Raw genomic sequence first — 20,508 nt, 5'->3', positions numbered from 1 at the left:
TGATGGACGCCTCCGCGCGCCGGCCCGCCCGCCCCGCCGTCACCGAACTCCGCCTCTCCGCCTTCGCCGCGCACCGCGCCGCCGTCCACCCGCTCGGCCCCGTGACCCTCTTCACCGGGGCGAGCGGCAGCGGCAAGTCCAGCGCCCTGCGGGCCTACGAGGCGCTTGCCCGGCTCGGCGCGGGCGAAGAGCTGGCCGCCGCGTTCCCCGACGCCGCCGCCCACGTGCCCGAACGGGCCCGGCCCGACGCCCAGGGGAGGCGCGGCTTCCGGATCGGCTGCACCGTCGACGGCCCGGCCGGACCCGTCCGCCTCGACCTCGCGGTCCAGGCCGAACCCACCCTCCGTATCGTCGGCGAACGCCTCACCTGCCGCGGCCGTACGCTCCTCACCACCGCGCTCCGCGACCCCGGCCGCAGCACCGTCCAGGCCGAATGGCACACCGCGGGCACCACACCCGTCACCCGGGCGCCCTTCCCCGACGACCTCCTCGGCACCGCGCTGCTGCCGCTGCGCGTGGCCGGCAAGACGAAGGGGCAGCTGGAGGTCCTGGCGGCGGCCGAGCAGGTGGTGGTGGCGCTGCGCTCGGTGTTCCCCTGCGACCCGGAGCCCACGCGGATGCGGGGATCCGTGCCGATGGGCGAGGGCCGGCTGCTGCGCGGCTGCGACAACCTTGCGGAGGTGCTGCACCGCACCTCCTCCGAGTGCCCGCGCCGCCACGCCCGGCTCGCGACGGTGGCGGGCGCCGGGTGCGCGGGGGTCGTGACCGGGCTGCGGGTGGAGGAGCTGCCCGACGCGACGGTACGGGCGCTCCTGGAGCGGGCACCGGGCGCCGCCGTGCGGCCGGGCCCGGCCGGCGCGGCCGGGCGGGCCGGGGGCGCCGTGGTCCCGGCGCCTCGCCGGGCGCCGTTCGCGACCCCGCTCGGCCGGCTCGGCGACGGCGAACTGCGCTACCTCGCCCTCGCGCTCGTCCTGCTCACCGGGCCCGGAGTGCTCGCCATGGACCAGCTCGGCGAGGTGCCCGCCGCGATGCGGACCCTGACCGTCCTCGCCGACGGCCTCGACCGCTCCCTGGACGGACGCCAGCTCCGCGCGCTGCTCGGGCTCTCCGCCGACATCGCCACCGGTGGGCACATCCGGCTCGTGGGCTCGGTGGGGGAGCCGGCCGCGCGATACGCACGCGAGACACCGGGGGTGTCGGTGGTAGACCTGGGGCGTGAGTGAACTGGATGTAGCGGGATTGCAGCGCAGACTGGCCGAGTTCGCGGCCGCGCGGGAGTGGCAGCCGTACCACACCCCGAAGAACCTGGCCGCGGCGCTCAGCGTCGAGGCGGCCGAACTCCTGGAGATCTTCCAGTGGTTGACGCCCGAACAGGCGGAGCGGGTGATGGACGACCCGAAGACCGCCCACCGGGTCGAGGACGAGGTCGCCGACGTCCTCGCGTATCTGCTGCAGTTCTGCGAGGTGTTGGGCGTGGACCCGCTCGCCGCGCTGGCGGCGAAGATCGACAGAAACGAAGTTCGATTCCCCGCCCGACGGCCCCCGATCCCCGAGGAACGGGACGACAGCGCGACCGAAAACGGTTTTCGTCACTCTTCGGAGTGATCGGGATTTCCCCATCGAGCCTACTGTCCACAGATTTCCGAATTCCTCTGGCGTGGGGGCTCAGGCGCCTTCACGCTGGGTAATGGAGTCAGTGGGCAGTAAGTCGTACGAACGGGGGCGGCGTACATGGAAGCGGAGCGACTGATCGCGGCAGGCCGGCACGCGCTCGCGGGAGCGGGGACGGCATTGGACATCGTGGCGGAGGCCTGGCAGGCCCAGGCCCTCGCCCAGGCGATAGGGAGTCATCTCGCCCTCTGCGGACCGCAGGAGCTGCGGAGCGAGGCGCGAGGACTGAGCGAGATCGGCGGCGGACGCGGCATGGTGTCCGACTACCCGCTGCTCGGGACGGGCGGACCGAGAGCCGCCCAGCTCACCGACGTGGTCGAGCCGCGCGTGGCGTTGACCGCGCTCGGCGCGCTGCTCGGGGAAGTGGGGATCGCCCTGGTCGGCGTGGCCTGCGCGACCGACGAGGAAGGGCTGTACTGGCAGTGCATCGAGGCCATCGACGCCGCCGACGAGTCGAACGACCGGGTGCGTGGGATGCTGCGCCGACTCGCGATCCGGGAGCGGGACCGGCCGCCCGATGCCGCTCGGGGCCGGGCGGGCCCGGCGGGGGCGTCGTCATGAGTCGCCGGCGGGCGGCCGGGCCGGCGTCACCGCGCGCCGGGCTCGTCCTTCGCCTCGCTCCGTCCCTGGCCCTCGCTCTCCAGCCGGTCCGACGAGGACTGGAGGTCGGCGTCCAGCTGCGACAGGTCGGCGGTCAGCGCCGCCATCAGCTCCTCCATCTGCTGCAGCAGGCCCTTGGGGGCGCCGGAGCCCTTCTGCTCGGGCACGGACTGCTGCACCGGCTGCTCGGGCATCGCCCTTTCGGGCGCGGCTTCCTGGGACATGGCGGCCTCCTCGGCCCAGGCCCTTCCCCCGAGGGGAGGGCCACACGGGAGAACGACGTACCGGCAGCGGCCGCCGGCACGCGGGCGCCGGGCGGTCCGGCACCGCCCGAGCCAACGACGCGCGCCGGGCCACGGTCACTGGCCAGGCAGGACGCGCCCCGCCACCGGGCCCGATATTCACCCGACCGGGCAGGACCTGCCCCCGGGCTGACGGAGAGGTTGACGGCCGCCCGTCGGTGCAGGATGGAGGCATGGATCTTCGAATCTTCACCGAGCCCCAGCAAGGGGCCGACTACGACACCCTGCTCACAGTCGCCAAGGCCACCGAGGACCTCGGCTTCGACGCCTTCTTCCGCTCCGACCACTACGTCAGCATGGGCTCCGCCGACGGGCTGCCCGGGCCGACCGACGCCTGGATCACCCTGGCGGGCCTCGCTCGCGAGACCCGGCGGATCCGGCTCGGGACGCTGATGACCGCCGGCACCTTCCGGCTTCCCGGCGTCCTGGCCATCCAGGTCGCCCAGGTCGACCAGATGTCCGGCGGCCGGGTCGAACTGGGCCTGGGCGCGGGCTGGTTCGAGGAGGAGCACCGGGCGTACGGCATCCCGTTCCCCAAGGAGAAGTTCGGCCGCCTCGAGGAGCAGTTGGCGATCGTCACGGGGCTCTGGAACACGAAGCTCGGCGAGAAGTTCTCCTACGACGGCGAGTTCTACCAGCTCGCGGACTCGCCTGCGCTCCCCAAGCCGGCCCAGGACCGGATCCCGGTCCTCATCGGCGGGCACGGCGCGACCCGCACGCCGCGCCTGGCCGCGCGGTACGCCGACGAGTTCAACATCCCCTTCGCCTCGATCGAGGACAGCGAGCGGCAGTTCGGGCGCGTCCGGGCCGCCGCCGAGGCCGCGGGGCGCCGGGCCGACGAGCTGGTGTACTCCAACGCCCTGGTGGTCTGCGTCGGCAAGGACGACGCGGAGGTGGCCCGCCGGGCGGCGGCCATCGGGCGCGACGTGGAGGAGCTGAAGGCGAACGGGCTGGCCGGCTCGCCCGACGAGGTCGTCGACAAGATCGGGCGGTACGGAGCGATCGGGGCGTCCCGGATCTACCTCCAGGTCCTGGACCTGTCCGATCTGGACCACCTGGAGCTGATCTCCTCCCAGGTCCAGTCGCAGCTCGGCTGAACGGAGGCGCAGCGATGAGGCCCGTCCGCCCGCTCGCCGAGGCGCTCGCCCGCGAGGTGCTCGTCCTCGACGGCGGGCTCTCCAACCAACTTGAGGCCCAGGGCTGCGATCTGAGCGACGAGCTGTGGTCGGCGCGGCTGCTCGCCGACGGGCCCGAGCAGATCGGGGCGGCGCACACCGCCTATGTGCGGGCGGGCGCGCGGGTGCTGATCACCGCGAGCTACCAGGCCACCTTCGAGGGCTTCGCCCGGCGCGGGGTGGCCCGGGCGGAGGCGGCGCGGCTGCTCGGGCGCAGCGTGGAGCTGGCCCGGGCGGCGGGGGAGGGGGCGCCGGCGCCGGTGTGGGTGGCCGCGTCGGTGGGGCCGTACGGAGCGATGCTCGCGGACGGCAGCGAGTACCGGGGCCGGTACGGGCTGACCGTGCGCGAGCTGGAGCGGTTCCACCGGCCCCGGGTCGAGGCGCTCGCGGCGGCGGAGCCGGACGTGCTGGCCCTGGAGACGGTGCCGGACGCGGTCGAGGCGGAGGCGTTGCTGCGGGCCGTCGAGGGGTGCGGGGTGCCGGTCTGGCTCTCGTACACCGTGGCGGGCGAGCGGACGCGCGCCGGGCAGGGGCTCGCCGAGGCGTTCGGGCTCGTCGCGGGGAACGAGCAGGTGCTCGCGGTCGGGGTCAACTGCTGCGAGCCGGCGGACGCGGCGCGGGCCGTCGGGATCGCGGCGGAGACCACCGGGAAGCCGGTCGTCGTCTACCCCAACAGCGGGGAGGAGTGGGACGCCGGGGCCCGCGCCTGGCACGGCACCGGCTCCTTCGACCCGGACCGGATGCGGGACTGGCCCGCGGCCGGGGCCCGGCTGATCGGCGGCTGCTGCCGCGTGGGCCCGGACCGCATCGCCGCCCTGTCCACCGCCCTCGCGCCCTGACGCGCGGGGTTCGGTCCCGTACCCGGTGCCGGTGCGGGACCGAGTGGGGGGTGCTCGGCGGCCGGTGGGTCGGCTGTCGGCCGGGGTGCGGCGGCGCTTCCACCAGAGCAGGTCCGCGCCCACGGCCGCGAGGACGGCGGCGGGGCCCACGATCAGCCACACGGCGTCACTCCACCCGCGAACAGGCCGTTCCGGCGCCGGTAGTCCCGTGCGTCGGCTACACGCTGCCTGATCTTCCGCAGCTCTCCTGCTGCCTGCGCCCAGGGGCGGCGTACGGTGGCGGCGTGACGACCGAAGACCTGGGCAAGACCCTGCGCCGTCTGCGCCGTCTGGCCGGACTGACACAGGAAGAGCTGTCGGAACGCTCCAACGTGTCCGTGGACGTGATCCGTCAGTTGGAGCAGCAACGCAAGCATTCGGCGCGTCTCCCCACGCTCCACGCCCTGGCGAACGGTCTCGGGGTAGAGCTGACGACGCTCCTGGGGGACCCCCCTGCGGTCTCCTCCAAGGGAGAGACGGACGGGCCCAAATTCGTAGCGATGAGGCGTGCTGTCATGCCCGCGCTCTGGGGACCCGAGCCGCAACCCCCGACCTCTGACTTCTCCCTGGACTCCCTGCGGGAGCGGATCGCAGAGGGGTGGACGCGCTACCACTCGGCTGAGTTCGATTCTGTGATGGAGGCGCTCCCCGGACTGATCGCGGACGCTCGCTCTGCCACGGCCTCTGCCGACCAGGACGACCGTGGGGAAGGGTTCGCAGCTCTGGGGAAGGCGCTACAGCTTGCCGGACACGTTGCCGTACGCATGGGGAAGACGGACCTGGCGCTGATCAGCCTGGAGCGTGCCATAGACGCCGCGGGACAGTCTTCGAACCCTCTGCTGCTGCCCATGATCGTGAACTCCACGGCTTGGACTTACCAGCGGCAGGGGCGACTTGAAGACGCTCTGGCCATTGCCCTGCGTGCTGCGGACGACATGAAGAGCGCGGGTCATACAGAGACGGCAGACGGACTCAAGGTCTGGGGCGGACTGACGATGAGCGCCGCCACGTCAGCAGCCAGGAGTGGTGACTATGACCGTGCGGCGGATCTCATGGGCTACGCGGAGAAGGAAGCCGGACGGGTCGCCAAGCTCCCTGAGGGCGGCGACAGTCGCATGGTGAGCGTGTTCAGTCCGTCGTCCGTCCGTATCGAGCGGGTACGTCTCGCCGTTCAGTACGGCCACCCGCACGACGCGTTGGCGCTCGCGAAGGGGATGCGGCTGAGGAAGGACACCCCGCCGTCGTGGCGTACGTGGCTCCTGCTGGACGTGGCCCGTGCCCATGCGGACACCGGAGACGCTGCCGGGGCGGTCAAGACGCTGGAGTCCCTGCGCAAGGTGGCACCGACGTGGATGCAACACCACACCTTGGCTGTCGCGATCGTCCGTGACCTGTGGTCGCTCCCCAACCATCCCCCGGGGCTCAGGTCGTTGGCCGAGTTCCTGGGAGTCGTCGGCTAAGGGATCAGAACTAGGACGCTGCGTCCCTGTCAGTACTCACACCCAGACGATTGCATGAGAAGTCAGTGCTCCGGCGACCGCGCGAACGGCCCCGGAGCTTGGCCGACTGCAAGGAGTCGACACCGTGAACGCTACCGCTCAGGGGTCACCGGAACGGGTGCTGGAGCAGACGATCCCGCTCGACGTGCGGACGATGCGAGAGGCGGCCCTGAGAGCGCTCGGAGACGACGCGGAGCGTCTGTCCGAGGAAGACGTGGACAGCATGACGCAGGCACTCCGGGGGATGCTCATGCTGGCTGTCCCTGAGGTAACCGCGGCGGCCGGCAGGCTTCCCAAGGGCGACATCCCCCGTGTGTGCGCCCTGGTGGGCATCGAGGAAGCCACGAGACGGCTCGGTATGGAATCCCGTATCCACACACCGCAAGCGGCCCTGAGGCACGCGCAGAGGCTCGCACGGTCCGTCATGGCGCTCACCGACCACTACGTGAATCTCAGGGGCCAGGTGTGAGCCAGGCTCTCTACTTCTGCCGTGGCTGTGAGGGTGTGATCACAGAGGCGGAAGACGCGGTGTTCCTCTGGCACGAGCCGGGGAGCAGCGGTCCGGGAAGGGACGTGTACGCCCACCGTGAGCACATTCAGCAGGTGAGGGAAGACGAGACAGCTATTCGCCTCCTGGCGCGCATCCTGGTAAGGCGCCTCACCTCTCCGGATGCCGAGTGGCGTAAGAACCTCTGATCCCAGAGGGACCGATACCCCCATGCCCTTGGGCGTGGGGGTGTTCGCGTGAGCGGAATCGCTCTCTCTCGATTGTCCGTGGTGGGTGGGATTGGTTGCGGAATCGATTGTTGCCTGCCTGAGCCGACTGGACGAGTCCCGGCCGCTTCAGAAGCCGGAAGCCGTGTTCTGGTTTCGGTGGAGATAGCCGTCACCGGGGCACCCGACATCCGGGTCCCCGGTCGGACACATCGCAGGGTCGTCTTCGTCACCGAAGAGGTAGGCGTCCACCTCGCAGTCTCCGGTGGAGAAGATCAGCGACAGCACGGTGCCGCGTGCTGCGGACTCGTCAGGGGTATTGACCTGGTCCGTTCCAGCCGGGGCGTAGAACGCCCAGCGGCCGGCCGACAAGGCCGAAGGGTTTTCGCAGTCCTGAGCGACGGGCAACTCGTCGAAGCGCTCGGTGGTGAAGGTGTGGTCCTCGTGGAAGATCACAAATGTGCCCGCCTCGTTGGTCCAGCGCCCCTCAACCTGAACCGCCGGAATCTCTGCGGCATGGATCGCCGCAGCCCAGCCGCAGGACACCGTCAGCGCCACCACCGCCCCTATGAACGCGATTGAGCGCCACAACTGTCGGCCCACGCCAACCCCTCCCCGCATGTCCCCGGGCAGCCGCCGCCATCCGGCCTCGCCGGCCGGACTCCCATCATATTTGAACGTGCTCAAATCATGCACCAGAACGCCAACGTGTGAACAAAACCAGGTCCGAGCCTCGACCGGAGTCAACGGGGCCCCGCCGACACGGTGGGGTCTTCCGCCGTCTCCAGACAAACCAGTACCGTCATGGGCCCCCACCTGCGCATACTCGGACGTGTGTTCCTGACGATCAGCACCACCGGCACCCCCGAACGTCCCGCGACCGATCTGGGCTTTCTGCTGCACAAGCATCCCGACAACGCGCAGACGTTCTCGACCTCGCACGGCACGGCGCACGTCCTCTACCCCGAGGCGAGCGCCGAGCGGTGCACGGCCGCGCTCCTCCTGGAGATCGACCCCGTGGGTCTGGTGCGGCGCGGCAAGGGCAAGGGCCGGGGCGGCGCCCCCGACTCCGCGCTCGCGCAGTACGTGAACGACCGGCCCTACGCCGCGTCCTCGCTGCTCGCCGTCGCCCTCGCCACCGTCTTCAAGAGCGCCCTGCACGGCGCCTGCAAGGCGATGCCCGAGCGGGCCGCCGCGCCGCTGCCGCTGCGCGTCGAGGTCCCGGCGCTGCCCGCGCGCGGCGGGGCCGAGCTGGTCCGCAAGCTGTTCGGGCCCCTCGGCTGGGACACGGTCGAGGCGGAGCCGGTGGCGCTCGACACCGCGTTCCCCGAGTGGGGCGACTCGCGCTACGTGCGCCTCGTCCTCGAAGGGGAGCTGCGGCTCGCCGACGCGCTCAACCAGCTGTACGTCCTGCTGCCCGTCCTCGACGACGCCAAGCACTACTGGGTCTCGCCCGACGAGGTCGACAAGCTGCTGCGCGCGGGCGACGGCTGGCTGGCCGACCACCCCGAGCAGAAGCTGATCACCAGCCGCTACCTCTCCCGCCGCTGGGGCCTGACCCGCGACGCCATGGAGCGCCTGGAGCTCGCCCGCCTCGCCGAGGCCGACGACCTCGATGTCGAGGACGTCGACAACGCCGTCGACGAGACGACGGACACCGAGGAGAAGCCGGTGCCGCTCGCCGTGCAGCGCCGGGACGCGATCCTCGCCGCGCTGCGCGCCGCCGACGCGACCCGTGTGCTCGATCTCGGCTGCGGACAGGGCCAGTTGGTGCAGGCGCTGCTCAAGGACGTGCGCTTCACCGACATCGTCGGTGTCGACGTGTCCGTACGGGCCCTGACCGTCGCCGGGCGCCGGCTGCGGCTCGAGCGGCTCGGCGAGCGGCAGGCCGGCCGGGTGAAGCTGATCCAGGGCTCCCTCGCGTACACCGACAAGCGGCTCACCGGCTACGACGCGGCCGTCCTGAGCGAGGTCATCGAGCACCTCGACCTGCCCAGGCTGCCCGCGCTCGAATACGCCGTGTTCGGCTCGGCGCGCCCCCGGACGGTCCTCGTGACCACCCCGAACGTCGAGTACAACGTCCGCTGGGAGTCCCTCCCGGCCGGACACGTCCGGCACAGCGACCACCGCTTCGAGTGGAACCGCGAGGAGTTCCGCGCCTGGGCGGGTCGCGTCGCCGAACAGTACGGATACGGAGTCGAGTTCACACCTGTCGGACCCGACGACCCCGAGGTCGGCCCGCCGACCCAGATGGCCGTCTTCACCCAGACCGACACCCCGACCACCGCGACCCCGAAGGAGGAGCAGGCATGACCACCACCGAGACCACCCGCACGCTGCCCGTCACCGACCTGTCCCTCGTCGTCCTGATCGGGGCGAGCGGTTCCGGCAAGTCCACGTTCGCGCACCGCCACTTCAAGCCCACCGAGGTCATCTCCTCCGACTTCTGCCGGGGCCTGGTCGCCGACGACGAGAACGACCAGAGCGCCAGCCGGGACGCCTTCGACGTCCTGCACTACATCGCCGGCAAGCGCCTGGAGGCGGGACGGCTGACCGTCGTCGACGCCACCAACGTCCAGCAGGAGGCGCGGCGTCAGCTCGTCCAACTCGCCCGCCAGTACGACGTGCTCCCGATCGCGATCGTCCTCGACCTGCCCGAGGAGGTCTGCCAGGCGCGGAACGCGGCCCGTCCCGACCGCGCCGACATGCCCCGGCACGTCGTCCAGCGCCACCGCCGCGAGCTGCGGCGCTCGCTGCGCGGCCTGGAGCGCGAGGGCTTCCGCAAGGTGCACGTCCTGCGGAGCGTCGAGGAGGTGGAGGCCGCCCAGGTCGTCCTGGAGAAGCGGTTCAACGACCTGCGCCACGTCACCGGACCCTTCGACATCATCGGTGACATCCACGGCTGCCGCTCCGAGCTGGAGACCCTGCTCGGGAGGCTCGGTTACGTCGACGGCCACCACCCCGAGGGCCGTACGGCCGTTTTCGTCGGCGACCTCGTGGACCGGGGCCCGGACAGCCCGGGCGTCCTCCGGCGCGTGATGTCCATGGTCGCGGCCGGGGACGCGCTCTGCGTGCCGGGCAACCACGAGAACAAGCTGGGCCGCTGGCTCAAGGGCCGCAAGGTCCAGGAGACCCACGGCCTCGCCGAGACCATCGAACAACTGGGGCGCGAGAGCGAGGAGTTCCGCGCCGAGGTGGGCACGTTCATCGACGGGCTCGTCAGCCACTACGTCCTCGACGAGGGCAAGCTGGTGGTCTGCCACGCCGGTCTGCCGGAGAAGTACCACGGCCGGACCTCCGGCCGGGTGCGCTCGCACGCGCTGTACGGGGACACGACCGGGGAGACCGACGAGTTCGGGCTGCCCGTGCGCTACCCGTGGGCGGAGGAGTACCGGGGCAAGGCCACCGTCGTCTACGGCCACACGCCCGTCCCGAACACCGCGTGGATCAACAACACCATCTGCCTCGACACGGGTGCCGTCTTCGGCGGGAGGATGACCGCGCTGCGCTGGCCGGAGCGTGAACTCGTCGACGTACCGGCGGAGAAGGTCTGGTACGAGCCCGCGCGGCCGCTCGCCGGCGAGGCGCCCGGCGGGCACGAGGGCCGGCCGCTGGACCTCGCCGACGTGCACGGACGCCGGATCGTGGAGACCCGGCAGATGGGCAACGTGTCCGTACGCGAGGAGAACGCCGCGGCGGCCCTGGAGGTCATGAGCCGGTTCGCGGTCGACCCGCGCCTGCTCGCCTACCTGCCGCCGACCATGGCGCCGACCGCGACCTCGAAGCGGGAGGGCTACCTGGAGCACCCGGCCGAGGCGTTCGCGCAGTACAAGGCGGACGGGGTCGAGCGGGTCGTGTGCGAGGAGAAGCACATGGGCTCGCGGGCCGTCGCCCTGGTCTGCCGGGACGAGGAGGCGGCGCGCGAACGGTTCGGGGTCACCGGCGTGACCGGCGCCCTGCACACCCGTACCGGACGGCCCTTCTTCGACGACCAGGAGGTCACCGAGGAGGTCCTCGCGCGGCTGCGGGCGGCGATCACGGCCGCCGGGCTCTGGGAGAGCCTCGACACCGACTGGCTGCTGCTCGACGGCGAGCTCATGCCGTGGTCGCTGAAGTCGGCCGGGCTGCTCCGCTCGCAGTACGCGGCCGTCGGCGCGGCCTCCCGCGCCGTCTTCCCGGGCGCGCTGGGCGCATTGGAGCAGGCGGCGGCGCGCGGGGTCGCGGGCGTGGACGCGCTCCTGGCCAAGCAGCGCGAACGGGCCGACGACGCCGAGGCGTTCACGGAGGCGTACCGGCGGTACTGCTGGCCGACGCAGGGCCTGGAGGGGGTGCGGTTCGCCCCGTTCCAGATCCTCGCCGCGCGGGGGCGCGCGCTGACGGCCGTGCCGCACGACGAGCAGCTCGGGTGGCTCGACCGGCTCGTCGACGCCGACCCGACCGGACTGCTCCAGGTCACGCGCCGGCTGATCGTCGACACGGGCGACGAGGAGTCGGTGAGGGCCGGGGTCGACTGGTGGCTGGAGATGACGGCCGCCGGTGGCGAGGGCATGGTCGTCAAGCCGCTCGCCGCGCTCGTCCGCGGGGCAAACGGCCGGCTCGTCCAGCCGGGCGTGAAGGTCCGCGGCCGCGAGTACCTGCGGATCATCTACGGACCGGAGTACACCCGCCCGGAGAACCTGGAGCGGCTGCGCAACCGCTTCCTCGGCCACAAGCGTTCGCTGGCCCTGCGCGAGTACGCGCTCGGCCTGGAAGCGGTGGACCGGCTGGCCGAGGGCGAGCCGCTCTGGCGGGTACACGAGGCCGTCTTCGCGGTGCTCGCACTGGAGTCCGAGCCGGTGGATCCACGTCTGTGACGTGATCGAGACGGTGCCGCCACGGGGGGCGCAGGGGGCTGGATAGCAACGCTCCCCTGCGCCCCCCATGCTCGTTGGCGGGTATTCGCACCAGCCCCTAGCGTTCTTCACCCCACGGCGTGACGCAGCGTCAACAGAGTGGCTGCGCTCGTCACGTGAGGTGAGACCCATACACATGAGCGCGCAGGCGGAGCGGTTTCGTCACGTGGCCGAAAGGCCGCGCGGCCGCCGCCGAGCGGGCGGGAGCGGGGGGTGAGCGACGGTGAGTCTTTTCGGCCAGGACCGCTCGTTCCTCCACGCCCTCCCCGACCAGGACCGCACCGCGCTCCTCGCCGCCGGCACCCCGCGCGCCTACGAGCCCGGCGAGGTGATGATCCGCGAGCGCGACACCTCCGCGTACGTCCTCGCACTCACCTCGGGCTGGTCGGTCGTCTCCGTCGAGACCGAGCGCGGCACCCGGCTCATCCTCGCCCTGCGCGGCGCGGGCGAGGTGGTCGGCGACCTCGCCGCCGTGGACCGGCGCCCGCGCAGCGCCACCGTCACCGCCCTCGGCCGCGTGGAGGCGGTGGCCGTCTCAGGCGACCGCTTCCGGCACTTCCTCGCCACCCACCCGCACGCCACCGCGCTGATCATGCGGCAGCTCTCCGCCCGGCTGCGCAGCGCCGACGTCGAGCGCCGCTCCCTCGCCTCCGAGACGGTGCTCCAGCGGCTCGCCGCCCGCCTGGTCGAACTGGCCGAGCGCGCGGGCCGGCGCGCCGAGAGCGGGACCGTACTCGAACTCCCGCTGCACCAGCACGACCTGGCCGCCGCCGTCGGCGCGACCAGAGAGGCGGTGGCCAAGGCCCTGCGGCTGCTGCGCGAACAGGACGTCGTCCGTACCGCGAACCGCCGGGTCGTCGTCCTCGACATGCCCGTCCTGCTCCTCCTCGCCCAGGGCGGATCACCTCGTACGAGCCCGGCGGAGAAATCTCCGCCCGGTGTGTAAACGGCTACAGCCCGGGCCGCCGCGCGCGGCCAGTCTTGACCCGTCACCACGGCACCACGGCACACACAGGGAGTCCGAGTGAGCACTGCGGGAGCGAGCGTGGGAGCGAGCGCCGGAGCCATCCACCGGCTCGTCGTCTTCGGCGACGCCGTCGGATCGGGCACCTTGGGCATGGACGCGAAACGGCTGATGCGCGCCACCATGTACGAGGCCTTCGGAGAGGCGTACGCCGCCATCGGCGTCGAACCCGGCGCCGTCCACCAGGAGGACCGCGGCGACGGCATCCTCGGGGCGCTGCGCCCCGACGTACCGCCGATGTTCGTCGTCGGACGGTGGATCGACACCCTGTACGAGAGCCTGCGCGAGCACAACGCGAACCGCCGCGACCGGCTGCGGATACGGGTCGGCATGAACGCCGGTCTCGTCCTGGAGGACGGCCACGGCCTCGTCGGACGGGCGGTCGACCTCGCCTGCCGGCTCTGCGACAGCCCGACGGCCAAGGAGATCATGACCGCGGCGCCCGAGGCCGACCTGCTCGTGGTCGTCTCGGACTGGCTCTACTCCAACGTCGTGGTCGAGGGCGGCCGTTACGTCGAACCGGCGCACTACCGGCAGGCCCGGGTGCGCTCCAAGGAGACCGACGAACTCGCCTGGTTCCACATCCCCCGCCTCCCGGCCCCGCCGCTCCCGGCGGCCCCGGGGGGCGCACAGACCGGCGGTGGGCCGGCGCGGGGGGACGGCCCACCGCCCATCGACGTACCCGCACCCGAGCCCTCGCGTCGGTACCACGCCGGGGGCGACATGCAGGTGTTCGAGCGGAACACGATCCACGGGGGCTTCACCGGCATCCGCAAGGACCGGCCCGCCGCCGCAGAGGGGGAGACGGCATGAGCGACCAGGACGACGCCCCGGCCCCGGAGGAGTCCCGGGACGACGCCTCCCCCGGCGGCTCGGGCGGCTCGGGCGGGTCGGGCGGTTCGGGCGGGTCCGGCGGAACGGGAGGCGGCGAGACCTCCGGGCCCGAGAGGCCCGAAGGCGGCACCGAATCCGCCCCGGCCCCGGAGCTGAATCCGTTCGAGCGCGCCGGCCGCAGTCCGGTCGACGGGGTGGGCGGTACCGGCGGCGCCGGAACCGCGCGGGCCGCCCTGCGCACCCTCGCGCCCCGGCCCGCCGGCCGTACGTACGAGATCGGCGGCGACGGTCACATCTACGAGGGCAACCAGTGGATCACCCAGTTCTGGGCGGGCACCCGCCCCGAACTGGTCCAGGGCGCCGTGCCGCAGGAGACGCTCCAGCACCTGGACGACGTGTACCGCGAAGTGCCCGGCTACGCGCGGATGCGGGACCTCCTGCGCGGCAACCGCCTCCTCGTCCTGAGCGGCGAACCCGGCAGCGGCCGCAAGGCCACCGCCCTCGCCCTGCTCTCCGAGGTCACCGACCACAAGGTCAACCGGCTCGACCCCCGCCACCGCGTCGACGAGATCGACACCGCGTCGCTGGAGGGGGGCTTCGGCCACCTTCTGGAACTCCCGTCCGACGAGGGCCGGGCCGAGCACGAGCCGCACCGGGGTCGCGACGAGCCCCGTGACCGGACCCGCCGTACCCGCGTACGCCTCTCCGAACTGCACCTCGACCGGTTCAGCGAGCAGCTGCGCGAACAGGACGCGTACGGCGTCGTCCTCGTCGAGAGCGGCGACCTCGCCGACCGGTTGCTGCGCGGGCGGTACGGGATGTACTGCCCGCCACCGCCCTCCCACGAGGTCCTCCACCGCCACCTGCGGATGCTGCTGCGGGGCGAGCCCGAGGGCGCCCTCGACGGCGCTCGGGCCCTGGCCACGCGCGCGGACGTGACCAAGGCCCTCGGCCTCGACGCGCTCCGCCCCCGGGAGGCCGCCCGGCTCGCCGACCACCTGGCCAGGCGGCAGAAGGAGGAGCTGACCGACGCCGAACTCCTGGACGACTGCTCGGCGTTCGTCCGCGCGCAGGCCCGCTCCTGGTTCGCCGGCGCGGACCGGCCCGGCACCCTGCCGGAGGCGCTGCCCGCCCTCAACGCCACGGCGTTCCGGATCGCGGTCGCCGTCTTCAACGGCTCGGCGTACAGCATCGCCGCCGAGGCGGCCGAACTCCTCACCTGGGAGCTGGCCGCCACCCTCGACCCCGAACAGCCGCCGGGACGACGGCTTTTCGGTACGCACGCCGACAGCCGGCCCGTCCTGGCCCGCTCGGTCCTGGAGGACGGCGAGCTCGACCTCGGCTCCGTCAAGGTGCCGGTCCGGGCCATCCGCTTCCAGGGCGAGGCGCTGGCCCCGGCCGTCCTCGCCGAGATCTGGGACGGCTACCACAACGTGCGCGGCCCGGTCTCCCGCTGGCTCCGGACGCTCTGCCACGACCCGCGCCCCGAGGTGTGGGTACGTGCCTCCATCGCCGCGGGCGTGCTCTGCTCCTGGGACTGGATCTACGGGTTCGGCGAGCTGATCGCCCCGATGGCGGCCATGGACAGCGCCGTACCGCGGATGGCCGCCGCGACCGCGCTCGCCGAGGCGGCCCGCAACCCGCGCGTGAAGCCGGCCGTCGTCGCCGTCCTCAAGGAGTGGGCGAACGGCGAGGACGACGACCTCCTCGACGCCGCCCTGCTCACCCACGGCTACGTCCTCGCCGCCGGGACCGTGACGGGCTCGCTCGACGCGCTCGCGCGCGTGGTGCGCCGCCGGGAGGCCACCGACGTGGACGTCATCGGCACGGCCTCCTTCAGCGTCGTACGGCTGCTCGCCTCGGGCGACCCGGAGCCGGTCGTACGGCGGATGGCGGCCTGGCTCCGCGACGGGCGGCTCAACCTCGCCAACCTGGTCCTGGTCTCCATGCTGAACACGCTGACGTTCCGGACCACCCACCTCTGGGGGCTGCGGGACGTGCCCGAGCTCGAACCGCACGCGGCCCGGCCGCTCCTCGTGGCCCTGCTCGCCACCCACCCCTCCCTGGCGCCGCACCTCGCGGGGCTGCTGCGCCACACGCTCTCCACCGGGCGTTCGGGCGAGGCCGCCCTCGACGGCCTGGGGAGCCTGCTGCGCCGCGCGTCGCGCGACGAGGAGGCCCTGGACCACGTGTGCCGGCTCCTGCCGCTGCTCGGGGTGACACGCAGGGACCGCGACCGGCTGCGCGGGCTGCTGAAGGAACTGGTCGGCGACCGTGACCGGCCGATGGACCGGCGGGCCGCGGGCCGGATGTGGGACGCGGTGGCGGAAGGAGCCGAGCGATGAACGACCCCCGGAACCAGAACGGCGGCCAGGGCGGGCAGGGCGGCGGACAAGGGCAGCGGCGACAGCAGGGCGGCGCACAGGGCGCACAAGGCGCGCAGGGAGCGCAGGGAGCGCAAGGAGCGCGGGGCCAGCAGCGAGGTCAGCAGGCCGGGCGCGGACAGCAGGGCCAGCAGGGACAGCAGGAGCAGCCCGGGCAGCCGGGGCAGCCGGGCGGGGAGAAGGCCGTGGGGCCGCTGTTCTGTGAGCTCGCGCCCCCGTACAAGCGGACCAGCGGCGCGGTCGCGGCCGTGTTGCTCTACCGCAACGGCGGCCACCGGATCATGTGGCCCGACCGCACCGAGGACACCAACAAGCCCCTCCTGGGCTCCCCGTACACCGTCTTCGAGGTGCTGACCGGCCGCCATGTCACCGAGTTCGAGCTGAGCCTGCCCGCCTCGGGGGACGGCATCTTCTTCCAGGCCGCCGCACGGGTGGTGTGGGAGGTGGCGGACCCGTACCTCGTCGTCACCCAACAGGTTTGGGACGTGGCCGAGTTGATCCGCGACGACCTCCTGGACGGGCTGCGGGCGGTGTCCCGCCGGTTCCGGCTCACCGACGCGCAGCGCGCCGACGAGGCCGTACGGGAGGAGCTGAGCTCCGGGCGCTTCAGCCTCGGCGAGGACCTGGGGCTGCGCGTACGGGTCCTGGTCTTCATCGACCTGGCCGACGCCATCAAGGAGAAGGTCGGCGAGCGGGACATCATCGAGGTGTCGATCCAGGTCGACGAGCGCGAGCTGGAGCAGAAGCGGCTCAAGGAGCTGGGCGAGCGCGGGCTCGTCGCGGAACGGGCCCGGGAGCTCGAAGAGCTGTTCCGGCGCGGTGACCTGGCCCAGATCGCCCACCACATGGCGATGAACCCCGACAAGCAGTGGGAGATCAGGCGCGAGCTCCAGCACGAGAAGCGGGAGGGACAGGCCGACTTCCTGGCCGTGTTCAACCGCCTGCTCGACACCGGGGTCCTGGAGCGGCACGACATCGGCGAACCGATGTACCAGGTACTGGAGTTCCTGCGGGAGAGCACGGGCTCGGTCCTCGGCGGAGTCGCCCACCGGGTCCTCAACCCGCCCGGTTCCCGCCGCGGCAGGGCGGCCCTGGACAGGGGCCAGGGGCAACCCGAGCCCGTCGCGCCGCCGTGGCGCGACGACGAGCGCGACGAGGACGAGCGGGACGTACTGGATCAGGACGCGCGGGAGGTACGGGACGAGGACGCGCGGGAGGTACGGGACGAGGAACGGACGGTCTACGAGCCGACCCGCGTCCAGTCGTCCTCCGAGCGGGACCGCGCCCGCCGCCGGCGCCATGACGAGGGGCGCTACGACGACCGGCGGTACGACGACCGGCGGTACGACGAACGACGTTACGGCGAGCGGGACTTCGACGACCGGGGTCCCGCGCGTCGCCCCAGCTCCGACTTCAACGACTGGGACACGGAATGACCGCGCCCACGCCCACCCCGACACCCTCTCCCACCCCGACCCCCGCACGCGTGCCGGACGCCGCCGACCTCCGCTTCATGGCCGAGCGGCTCCTCACCACCGTCCGCGAGGACATCGGCCGGGCCGACACGAAGGCGGCGATCCTGCTCTCCGGCGCCCTCGCCTTCCTGGCGGTGGTCTTCTCCCGGGACCCCGGCCCCCTGCCCTCGTCGGGCGCGGGCCTGGCCCTGTTCGTGGGCGCCGGGGTGCTGTGGACGGCCGGGGTCCTGATGCTCGTCTCGGTGGTCCTGCCGCGTACCCGCGTCGGCGCCGACCGCACCCTGCTGCGCGAACTGACGGCGGGGACCGGGCCGGACGTGCTGCGCGACCGGCTCACGACGTCCGGCGCGGACGTCACCGACTGGCTTCTCGAACAGGCGAGCGTGCACGGTGTCGTGCTCGCCGCGAAATACCGGTGGCTGCGTCGGGGCGTGAGCGCTCTCGCGCTCGGCGCGCTGCCGGCCCTCTTCAGCGGACTGTGGTGAGAAACATGCAGTGGAGAAAGACCGGGGGAGTCCTGCTCCTCGCCGGGGCGCTGCTCGCGCTCTCCGGCCCGGGCGTGGCGGGTGCCGGGGACGCGGCGACGCTGTGGCCCCGTACGAGTGCACGGGCGAACTCGGCGGCCCCGACGCCGTCCGAGGGCCCCGACCCCATTGACTTCGCCGTCGTCGTCGACCAGTCGGCGAGCCTCGCCGACAAGGACCTCGCCCTGGAGACGGAGGCGGCGGCCCTGCTCAGCCAGGGGGAGATATCCGAACGCTCCCGGGCCACCGTCATCGGCTTCGGAAGCTCCGAGAAGCCGGGCCAGTCCCCGGTGAGCGTGGTCTGCCCGCCGACCGTCGCCGACGCGGCCGGCCGCCAGAGCCTGAGCGACTGCGTCCCGAAGCTGACCCGCCGGGACGCCGCACGCATGGGCCCCGGCACCGACTTCCCCGCCGCGATCCGGCAGGCCGTCTCCCGGCTCACGGAGGGCGGCCGGACGACCACGCCCAAGGTCGTCTTCCTGCTCACCGACGGCAAGCTCGACGTCGGCGACAGCCCCGAGTACGGCCCCGACAAGGCCATCCGGCAGAGCAACGGCGAGAAGCGGCTCGCCGAGGAACTGGCCCGCGCACGGGCCGCCTCCGTACAGATCTGGCCCCTGGGCTTCGGCGGCGAGATCGACCGCGCGGCCCTCACCGCGATGGCCGAGGGCGGCTACCGGGGCAGCTGCGCCGACGTGCCCGGAGCCATACCGCGGATGCGGGTGGTCGACGACGCGGCGGGGATCGACAAGGCGCTCCAGGAGACGTTCGCGGCGGCCCGCTGCGCTCGGATCGCCCACGGTACGGTCGGCAAGCCGCCGGCCGACCTGGCCGTCACCATCCCGCCGATCGCCACCGACGGTTCGCTCACGGTCGGCAAGCACGACCCCAAGGTCCGGGTCACCTACTACGACCCGAGCGGCCGCAAGGTGCCCACCCAGGGCGAGTTCGACGGCTCGACCTTCGAGGTCAGCGGTCAGGACGGCCCGGTCGAGGCGCTGCGCGTCAAGAACCCGATGCCCGGCCGCTGGCGCGTCCACATCGAGGCCCCGGAGGGACACCGGGACCGCGAGGTCGCCGTACGGGCCATCTGGCAGGGCCGGTTGCGTTCCGAGGTCACCCTGGACCCCGCCTCGCCGCGCGCGGGCGAGGAGACCGTGGTGGAGGTGCGGATGCAGACCCGGCGCGGGGTCGTCATCACCGACCCCGCCCAGCTGGCGGGGGTCGGTGTCTCGGCCGTGCTCAGCGGCCCCGGCTTCGAGCCGGTCACCGTCCGCCTCGCCGACGACGGCAGGGCGCCCGACCGGCGGGCGGGGGACGTGCGGTTCACGGGGCGCGTCACGATTCCGGCGACCGCCACCGGCGACCTGGAACTCGTCACGAACATGGCGGCGCCCGGGATCACCTCCGACCGCCGCCCGCTGCACACCCGGAAGTCCGAGGGCACGCCCGTCGTCACCGCCGGTCTCACCGTCGACCGGGCGACCGTCCACCCCGGGGCCACCGTCCGCGGCACCCTGGACGTCGCCAACGACGACAGCGTGCCGCACCGTCTGCGCCTCGCCCTGAAGGACCAGACGCCGGGCGCCGACCTCACCCTCTCCCCGGCCACGGTCACCGCCGAAGCGGGCCGCAAGACCCGGTACGACTTCACGGTCACCGTCGGTCGCGGGACACCCGTGGGCGAACTGGGCGGCCAGATTGTGGTCCTGGACGCGGCCGACGGCGACCGCACCCTCGACACCACCTTCCTCGACGTACGCGTGGAGGCGCCGCCGACCTGGTGGGACCGCTGGTGGGGCGCGGTGGTGGCCGGGGCGGCGGTCCTCCTGCTCGCCGCGGCCTTCACCGTCGTCCGGTTCCGCGACCGGCGCCGGCGCAAGGACCTGACCGGCGTCCGGCTCGAACTCCTCCGCGACGGACAGGTCCTGAGCACGCTCGGTATCCGCAAGAACCAGAGCCCCGGCGGCGAGTACCTCTTCACGATCGAGGAGGCGCGCGGGGTGGCCCCCACACTCCGCCGGGCCCGCGGCGCCTCCTCCGCCCACCGGCTGCGCCGGTCGGGCGGCGGCGAGCTGCTCCTGCGGCCCAGGGGCGGGCGGGAGTTCTCCATCCGCCCGGGGGTCCCGGCCGGCCTCGACGACTTCGAACTCGTCGCCGTCGACGGCCGCCGCCCGAATCGCGGCACGGACTCGGTCCGTACGAGCGGGTCCGGCGGCCGGGACCGTACGGGGACGGGGGCGGGTTCGGGTACGGGCGGCTCGGGCCGGGAACGTACCGGCGCCTCGGGCCGGACCGGCGGCTCCGGCGGTCTGCGCGACCGCTTCCGCCGCGGTTCCTCCACCCCGGGCGCGGACGCTCGCGGCACCGACCGGCGCCGGGAGCGGGCGACCACCGACCGCGACCGGTCCACCGACCGGTCCACCGACCGCGACCCGGCCCGGGACCGGCGCCGTACCGGACGTCCCGACTCCGGCGGCGGCGCCGAGCAGCCCCGCGGATCGACCCGCTCATCGGACTTCTGACGGCTCACGCA

18 protein-coding genes are annotated in these 20,508 nt (G+C 73.0%); 16 read left to right on the top strand and 2 right to left on the bottom strand.

Annotated elements, in window-relative coordinates:
* Positions 1-2 precede the first annotated feature (2 nt).
* The 3 genes from ACWCO8_RS03660 (at position 3) to ACWCO8_RS03650 (ending at position 2,232) form a co-directional block, all read left to right on the top strand.
* Positions 3-1,223 carry an ATP-binding protein gene (locus ACWCO8_RS03660; protein ID WP_451030892.1) on the top strand — a complete coding sequence of 407 codons (1,221 nt, stop codon included), beginning with the start codon at positions 3-5 and terminating at the stop codon, positions 1,221-1,223.
* On the top strand, positions 1,216-1,605 hold the full coding sequence (locus ACWCO8_RS03655) for a nucleotide pyrophosphohydrolase (protein WP_362014575.1): 390 nt from the start codon (positions 1,216-1,218) through the stop codon (positions 1,603-1,605). The genes ACWCO8_RS03660 and ACWCO8_RS03655 overlap by 8 nt, the downstream gene beginning before the upstream one ends.
* A gap of 126 nt (positions 1,606-1,731) precedes the next feature.
* Complete coding sequence (locus ACWCO8_RS03650; protein ID WP_451030728.1) at positions 1,732-2,232, top strand: DUF6099 family protein; 501 nt, start codon at positions 1,732-1,734, stop codon at positions 2,230-2,232.
* A gap of 26 nt (positions 2,233-2,258) precedes the next feature.
* On the opposite strand, the gene ACWCO8_RS03645 is transcribed toward ACWCO8_RS03650, so the two are convergent.
* A complete protein-coding gene (locus ACWCO8_RS03645) occupies positions 2,259-2,495 on the bottom strand; it encodes a hypothetical protein (RefSeq protein WP_451030727.1) in 237 nt (78 codons plus the stop codon).
* Positions 2,496-2,746: 251 nt separating this feature from the next.
* Between ACWCO8_RS03645 and ACWCO8_RS03640 the strand changes: the two genes are divergently transcribed.
* From ACWCO8_RS03640 to ACWCO8_RS03620, 5 genes are all read left to right on the top strand, one after another.
* Positions 2,747-3,670, top strand: a complete 924-nt coding sequence (locus ACWCO8_RS03640) for an LLM class F420-dependent oxidoreductase (protein WP_451030726.1) — start codon at positions 2,747-2,749, stop codon at positions 3,668-3,670.
* Positions 3,671-3,684: 14 nt separating this feature from the next.
* Positions 3,685-4,587 (top strand): homocysteine S-methyltransferase, encoded by a 903-nt coding sequence (gene mmuM / locus ACWCO8_RS03635; RefSeq protein WP_451030725.1) that lies wholly within the window; start codon positions 3,685-3,687, stop codon positions 4,585-4,587.
* A gap of 284 nt (positions 4,588-4,871) precedes the next feature.
* On the top strand, positions 4,872-6,086 hold the full coding sequence (locus tag ACWCO8_RS03630) for a helix-turn-helix domain-containing protein (protein WP_451030724.1): 1,215 nt from the start codon (positions 4,872-4,874) through the stop codon (positions 6,084-6,086).
* A 124-nt stretch (positions 6,087-6,210) separates the two neighbouring features.
* A complete protein-coding gene (locus tag ACWCO8_RS03625) occupies positions 6,211-6,594 on the top strand; it encodes a DUF6415 family natural product biosynthesis protein (protein ID WP_451030723.1) in 384 nt (127 codons plus the stop codon).
* Positions 6,591-6,821, top strand: a complete 231-nt coding sequence (locus ACWCO8_RS03620) for a hypothetical protein (protein ID WP_451030722.1) — start codon at positions 6,591-6,593, stop codon at positions 6,819-6,821. The genes ACWCO8_RS03625 and ACWCO8_RS03620 overlap by 4 nt, the downstream gene beginning before the upstream one ends.
* 147 nt (positions 6,822-6,968) lie before the next feature.
* Here ACWCO8_RS03620 and ACWCO8_RS03615 read toward each other — a convergent pair whose 3' ends face one another.
* Positions 6,969-7,442, bottom strand: coding sequence for a hypothetical protein (locus ACWCO8_RS03615; RefSeq protein WP_451030721.1), 474 nt, complete (start codon positions 7,440-7,442; stop codon positions 6,969-6,971).
* 231 nt (positions 7,443-7,673) lie between these two features.
* Between ACWCO8_RS03615 and ACWCO8_RS03610 the strand changes: the two genes are divergently transcribed.
* The 8 genes from ACWCO8_RS03610 (at position 7,674) to ACWCO8_RS03575 (ending at position 20,497) form a co-directional block, all read left to right on the top strand.
* Positions 7,674-9,152 (top strand): 3' terminal RNA ribose 2'-O-methyltransferase Hen1, encoded by a 1,479-nt coding sequence (locus ACWCO8_RS03610; protein WP_451030720.1) that lies wholly within the window; start codon positions 7,674-7,676, stop codon positions 9,150-9,152.
* Positions 9,149-11,692, top strand: coding sequence for a polynucleotide kinase-phosphatase (locus tag ACWCO8_RS03605; RefSeq protein ID WP_451030719.1), 2,544 nt, complete (start codon positions 9,149-9,151; stop codon positions 11,690-11,692). Before ACWCO8_RS03610 ends, ACWCO8_RS03605 begins: the two co-directional genes overlap by 4 nt.
* A gap of 262 nt (positions 11,693-11,954) precedes the next feature.
* Positions 11,955-12,677, top strand: a complete 723-nt coding sequence (locus tag ACWCO8_RS03600; protein ID WP_451030718.1) for a Crp/Fnr family transcriptional regulator — start codon at positions 11,955-11,957, stop codon at positions 12,675-12,677.
* 78 nt (positions 12,678-12,755) lie between these two features.
* Positions 12,756-13,568: a hypothetical protein gene (locus ACWCO8_RS03595; protein WP_451030717.1), complete on the top strand. Its 813-nt coding sequence runs from the start codon at positions 12,756-12,758 to the stop codon at positions 13,566-13,568.
* On the top strand, positions 13,565-15,934 hold the full coding sequence (locus tag ACWCO8_RS03590; RefSeq protein ID WP_451030716.1) for a hypothetical protein: 2,370 nt from the start codon (positions 13,565-13,567) through the stop codon (positions 15,932-15,934). Before ACWCO8_RS03595 ends, ACWCO8_RS03590 begins: the two co-directional genes overlap by 4 nt.
* Complete coding sequence (locus ACWCO8_RS03585; protein WP_451030715.1) at positions 15,931-17,409, top strand: hypothetical protein; 1,479 nt, start codon at positions 15,931-15,933, stop codon at positions 17,407-17,409. Before ACWCO8_RS03590 ends, ACWCO8_RS03585 begins: the two co-directional genes overlap by 4 nt.
* Positions 17,406-17,933 (top strand): Pycsar system effector family protein, encoded by a 528-nt coding sequence (locus ACWCO8_RS03580; protein WP_451030714.1) that lies wholly within the window; start codon positions 17,406-17,408, stop codon positions 17,931-17,933. The genes ACWCO8_RS03585 and ACWCO8_RS03580 overlap by 4 nt, the downstream gene beginning before the upstream one ends.
* A gap of 5 nt (positions 17,934-17,938) precedes the next feature.
* Complete coding sequence (locus ACWCO8_RS03575) at positions 17,939-20,497, top strand: VWA domain-containing protein (RefSeq protein WP_451030713.1); 2,559 nt, start codon at positions 17,939-17,941, stop codon at positions 20,495-20,497.
* The last annotated feature ends 11 nt before the right edge of the window (positions 20,498-20,508 follow it).

The organism is Streptomyces sp. NPDC001927, assembly GCF_053594455.1.
This window is presented reverse-complemented; position numbering and strand designations above follow the sequence as displayed.

Bases quoted from the DNA above. Each gene is read 5' to 3' on its own strand.
- ACWCO8_RS03580 (WP_451030714.1), top strand. From the start codon at position 17,406: ATGACCGCGCCCACGCCCACCCCGACACCCTCTCCCACCCCGACCCCC.
- mmuM (WP_451030725.1), top strand. From the start codon at position 3,685: ATGAGGCCCGTCCGCCCGCTCGCCGAGGCGCTCGCCCGCGAGGTGCTC.
- ACWCO8_RS03585 (WP_451030715.1), top strand. From the start codon at position 15,931: ATGAACGACCCCCGGAACCAGAACGGCGGCCAGGGCGGGCAGGGCGGC.
- ACWCO8_RS03605 (WP_451030719.1), top strand. From the start codon at position 9,149: ATGACCACCACCGAGACCACCCGCACGCTGCCCGTCACCGACCTGTCC.
- ACWCO8_RS03640 (WP_451030726.1), top strand. From the start codon at position 2,747: ATGGATCTTCGAATCTTCACCGAGCCCCAGCAAGGGGCCGACTACGAC.
- ACWCO8_RS03590 (WP_451030716.1), top strand. From the start codon at position 13,565: ATGAGCGACCAGGACGACGCCCCGGCCCCGGAGGAGTCCCGGGACGAC.
- ACWCO8_RS03650 (WP_451030728.1), top strand. From the start codon at position 1,732: ATGGAAGCGGAGCGACTGATCGCGGCAGGCCGGCACGCGCTCGCGGGA.
- ACWCO8_RS03645 (WP_451030727.1), bottom strand. From the start codon at position 2,495: ATGTCCCAGGAAGCCGCGCCCGAAAGGGCGATGCCCGAGCAGCCGGTG.
- ACWCO8_RS03660 (WP_451030892.1), top strand. From the start codon at position 3: ATGGACGCCTCCGCGCGCCGGCCCGCCCGCCCCGCCGTCACCGAACTC.
- ACWCO8_RS03575 (WP_451030713.1), top strand. From the start codon at position 17,939: ATGCAGTGGAGAAAGACCGGGGGAGTCCTGCTCCTCGCCGGGGCGCTG.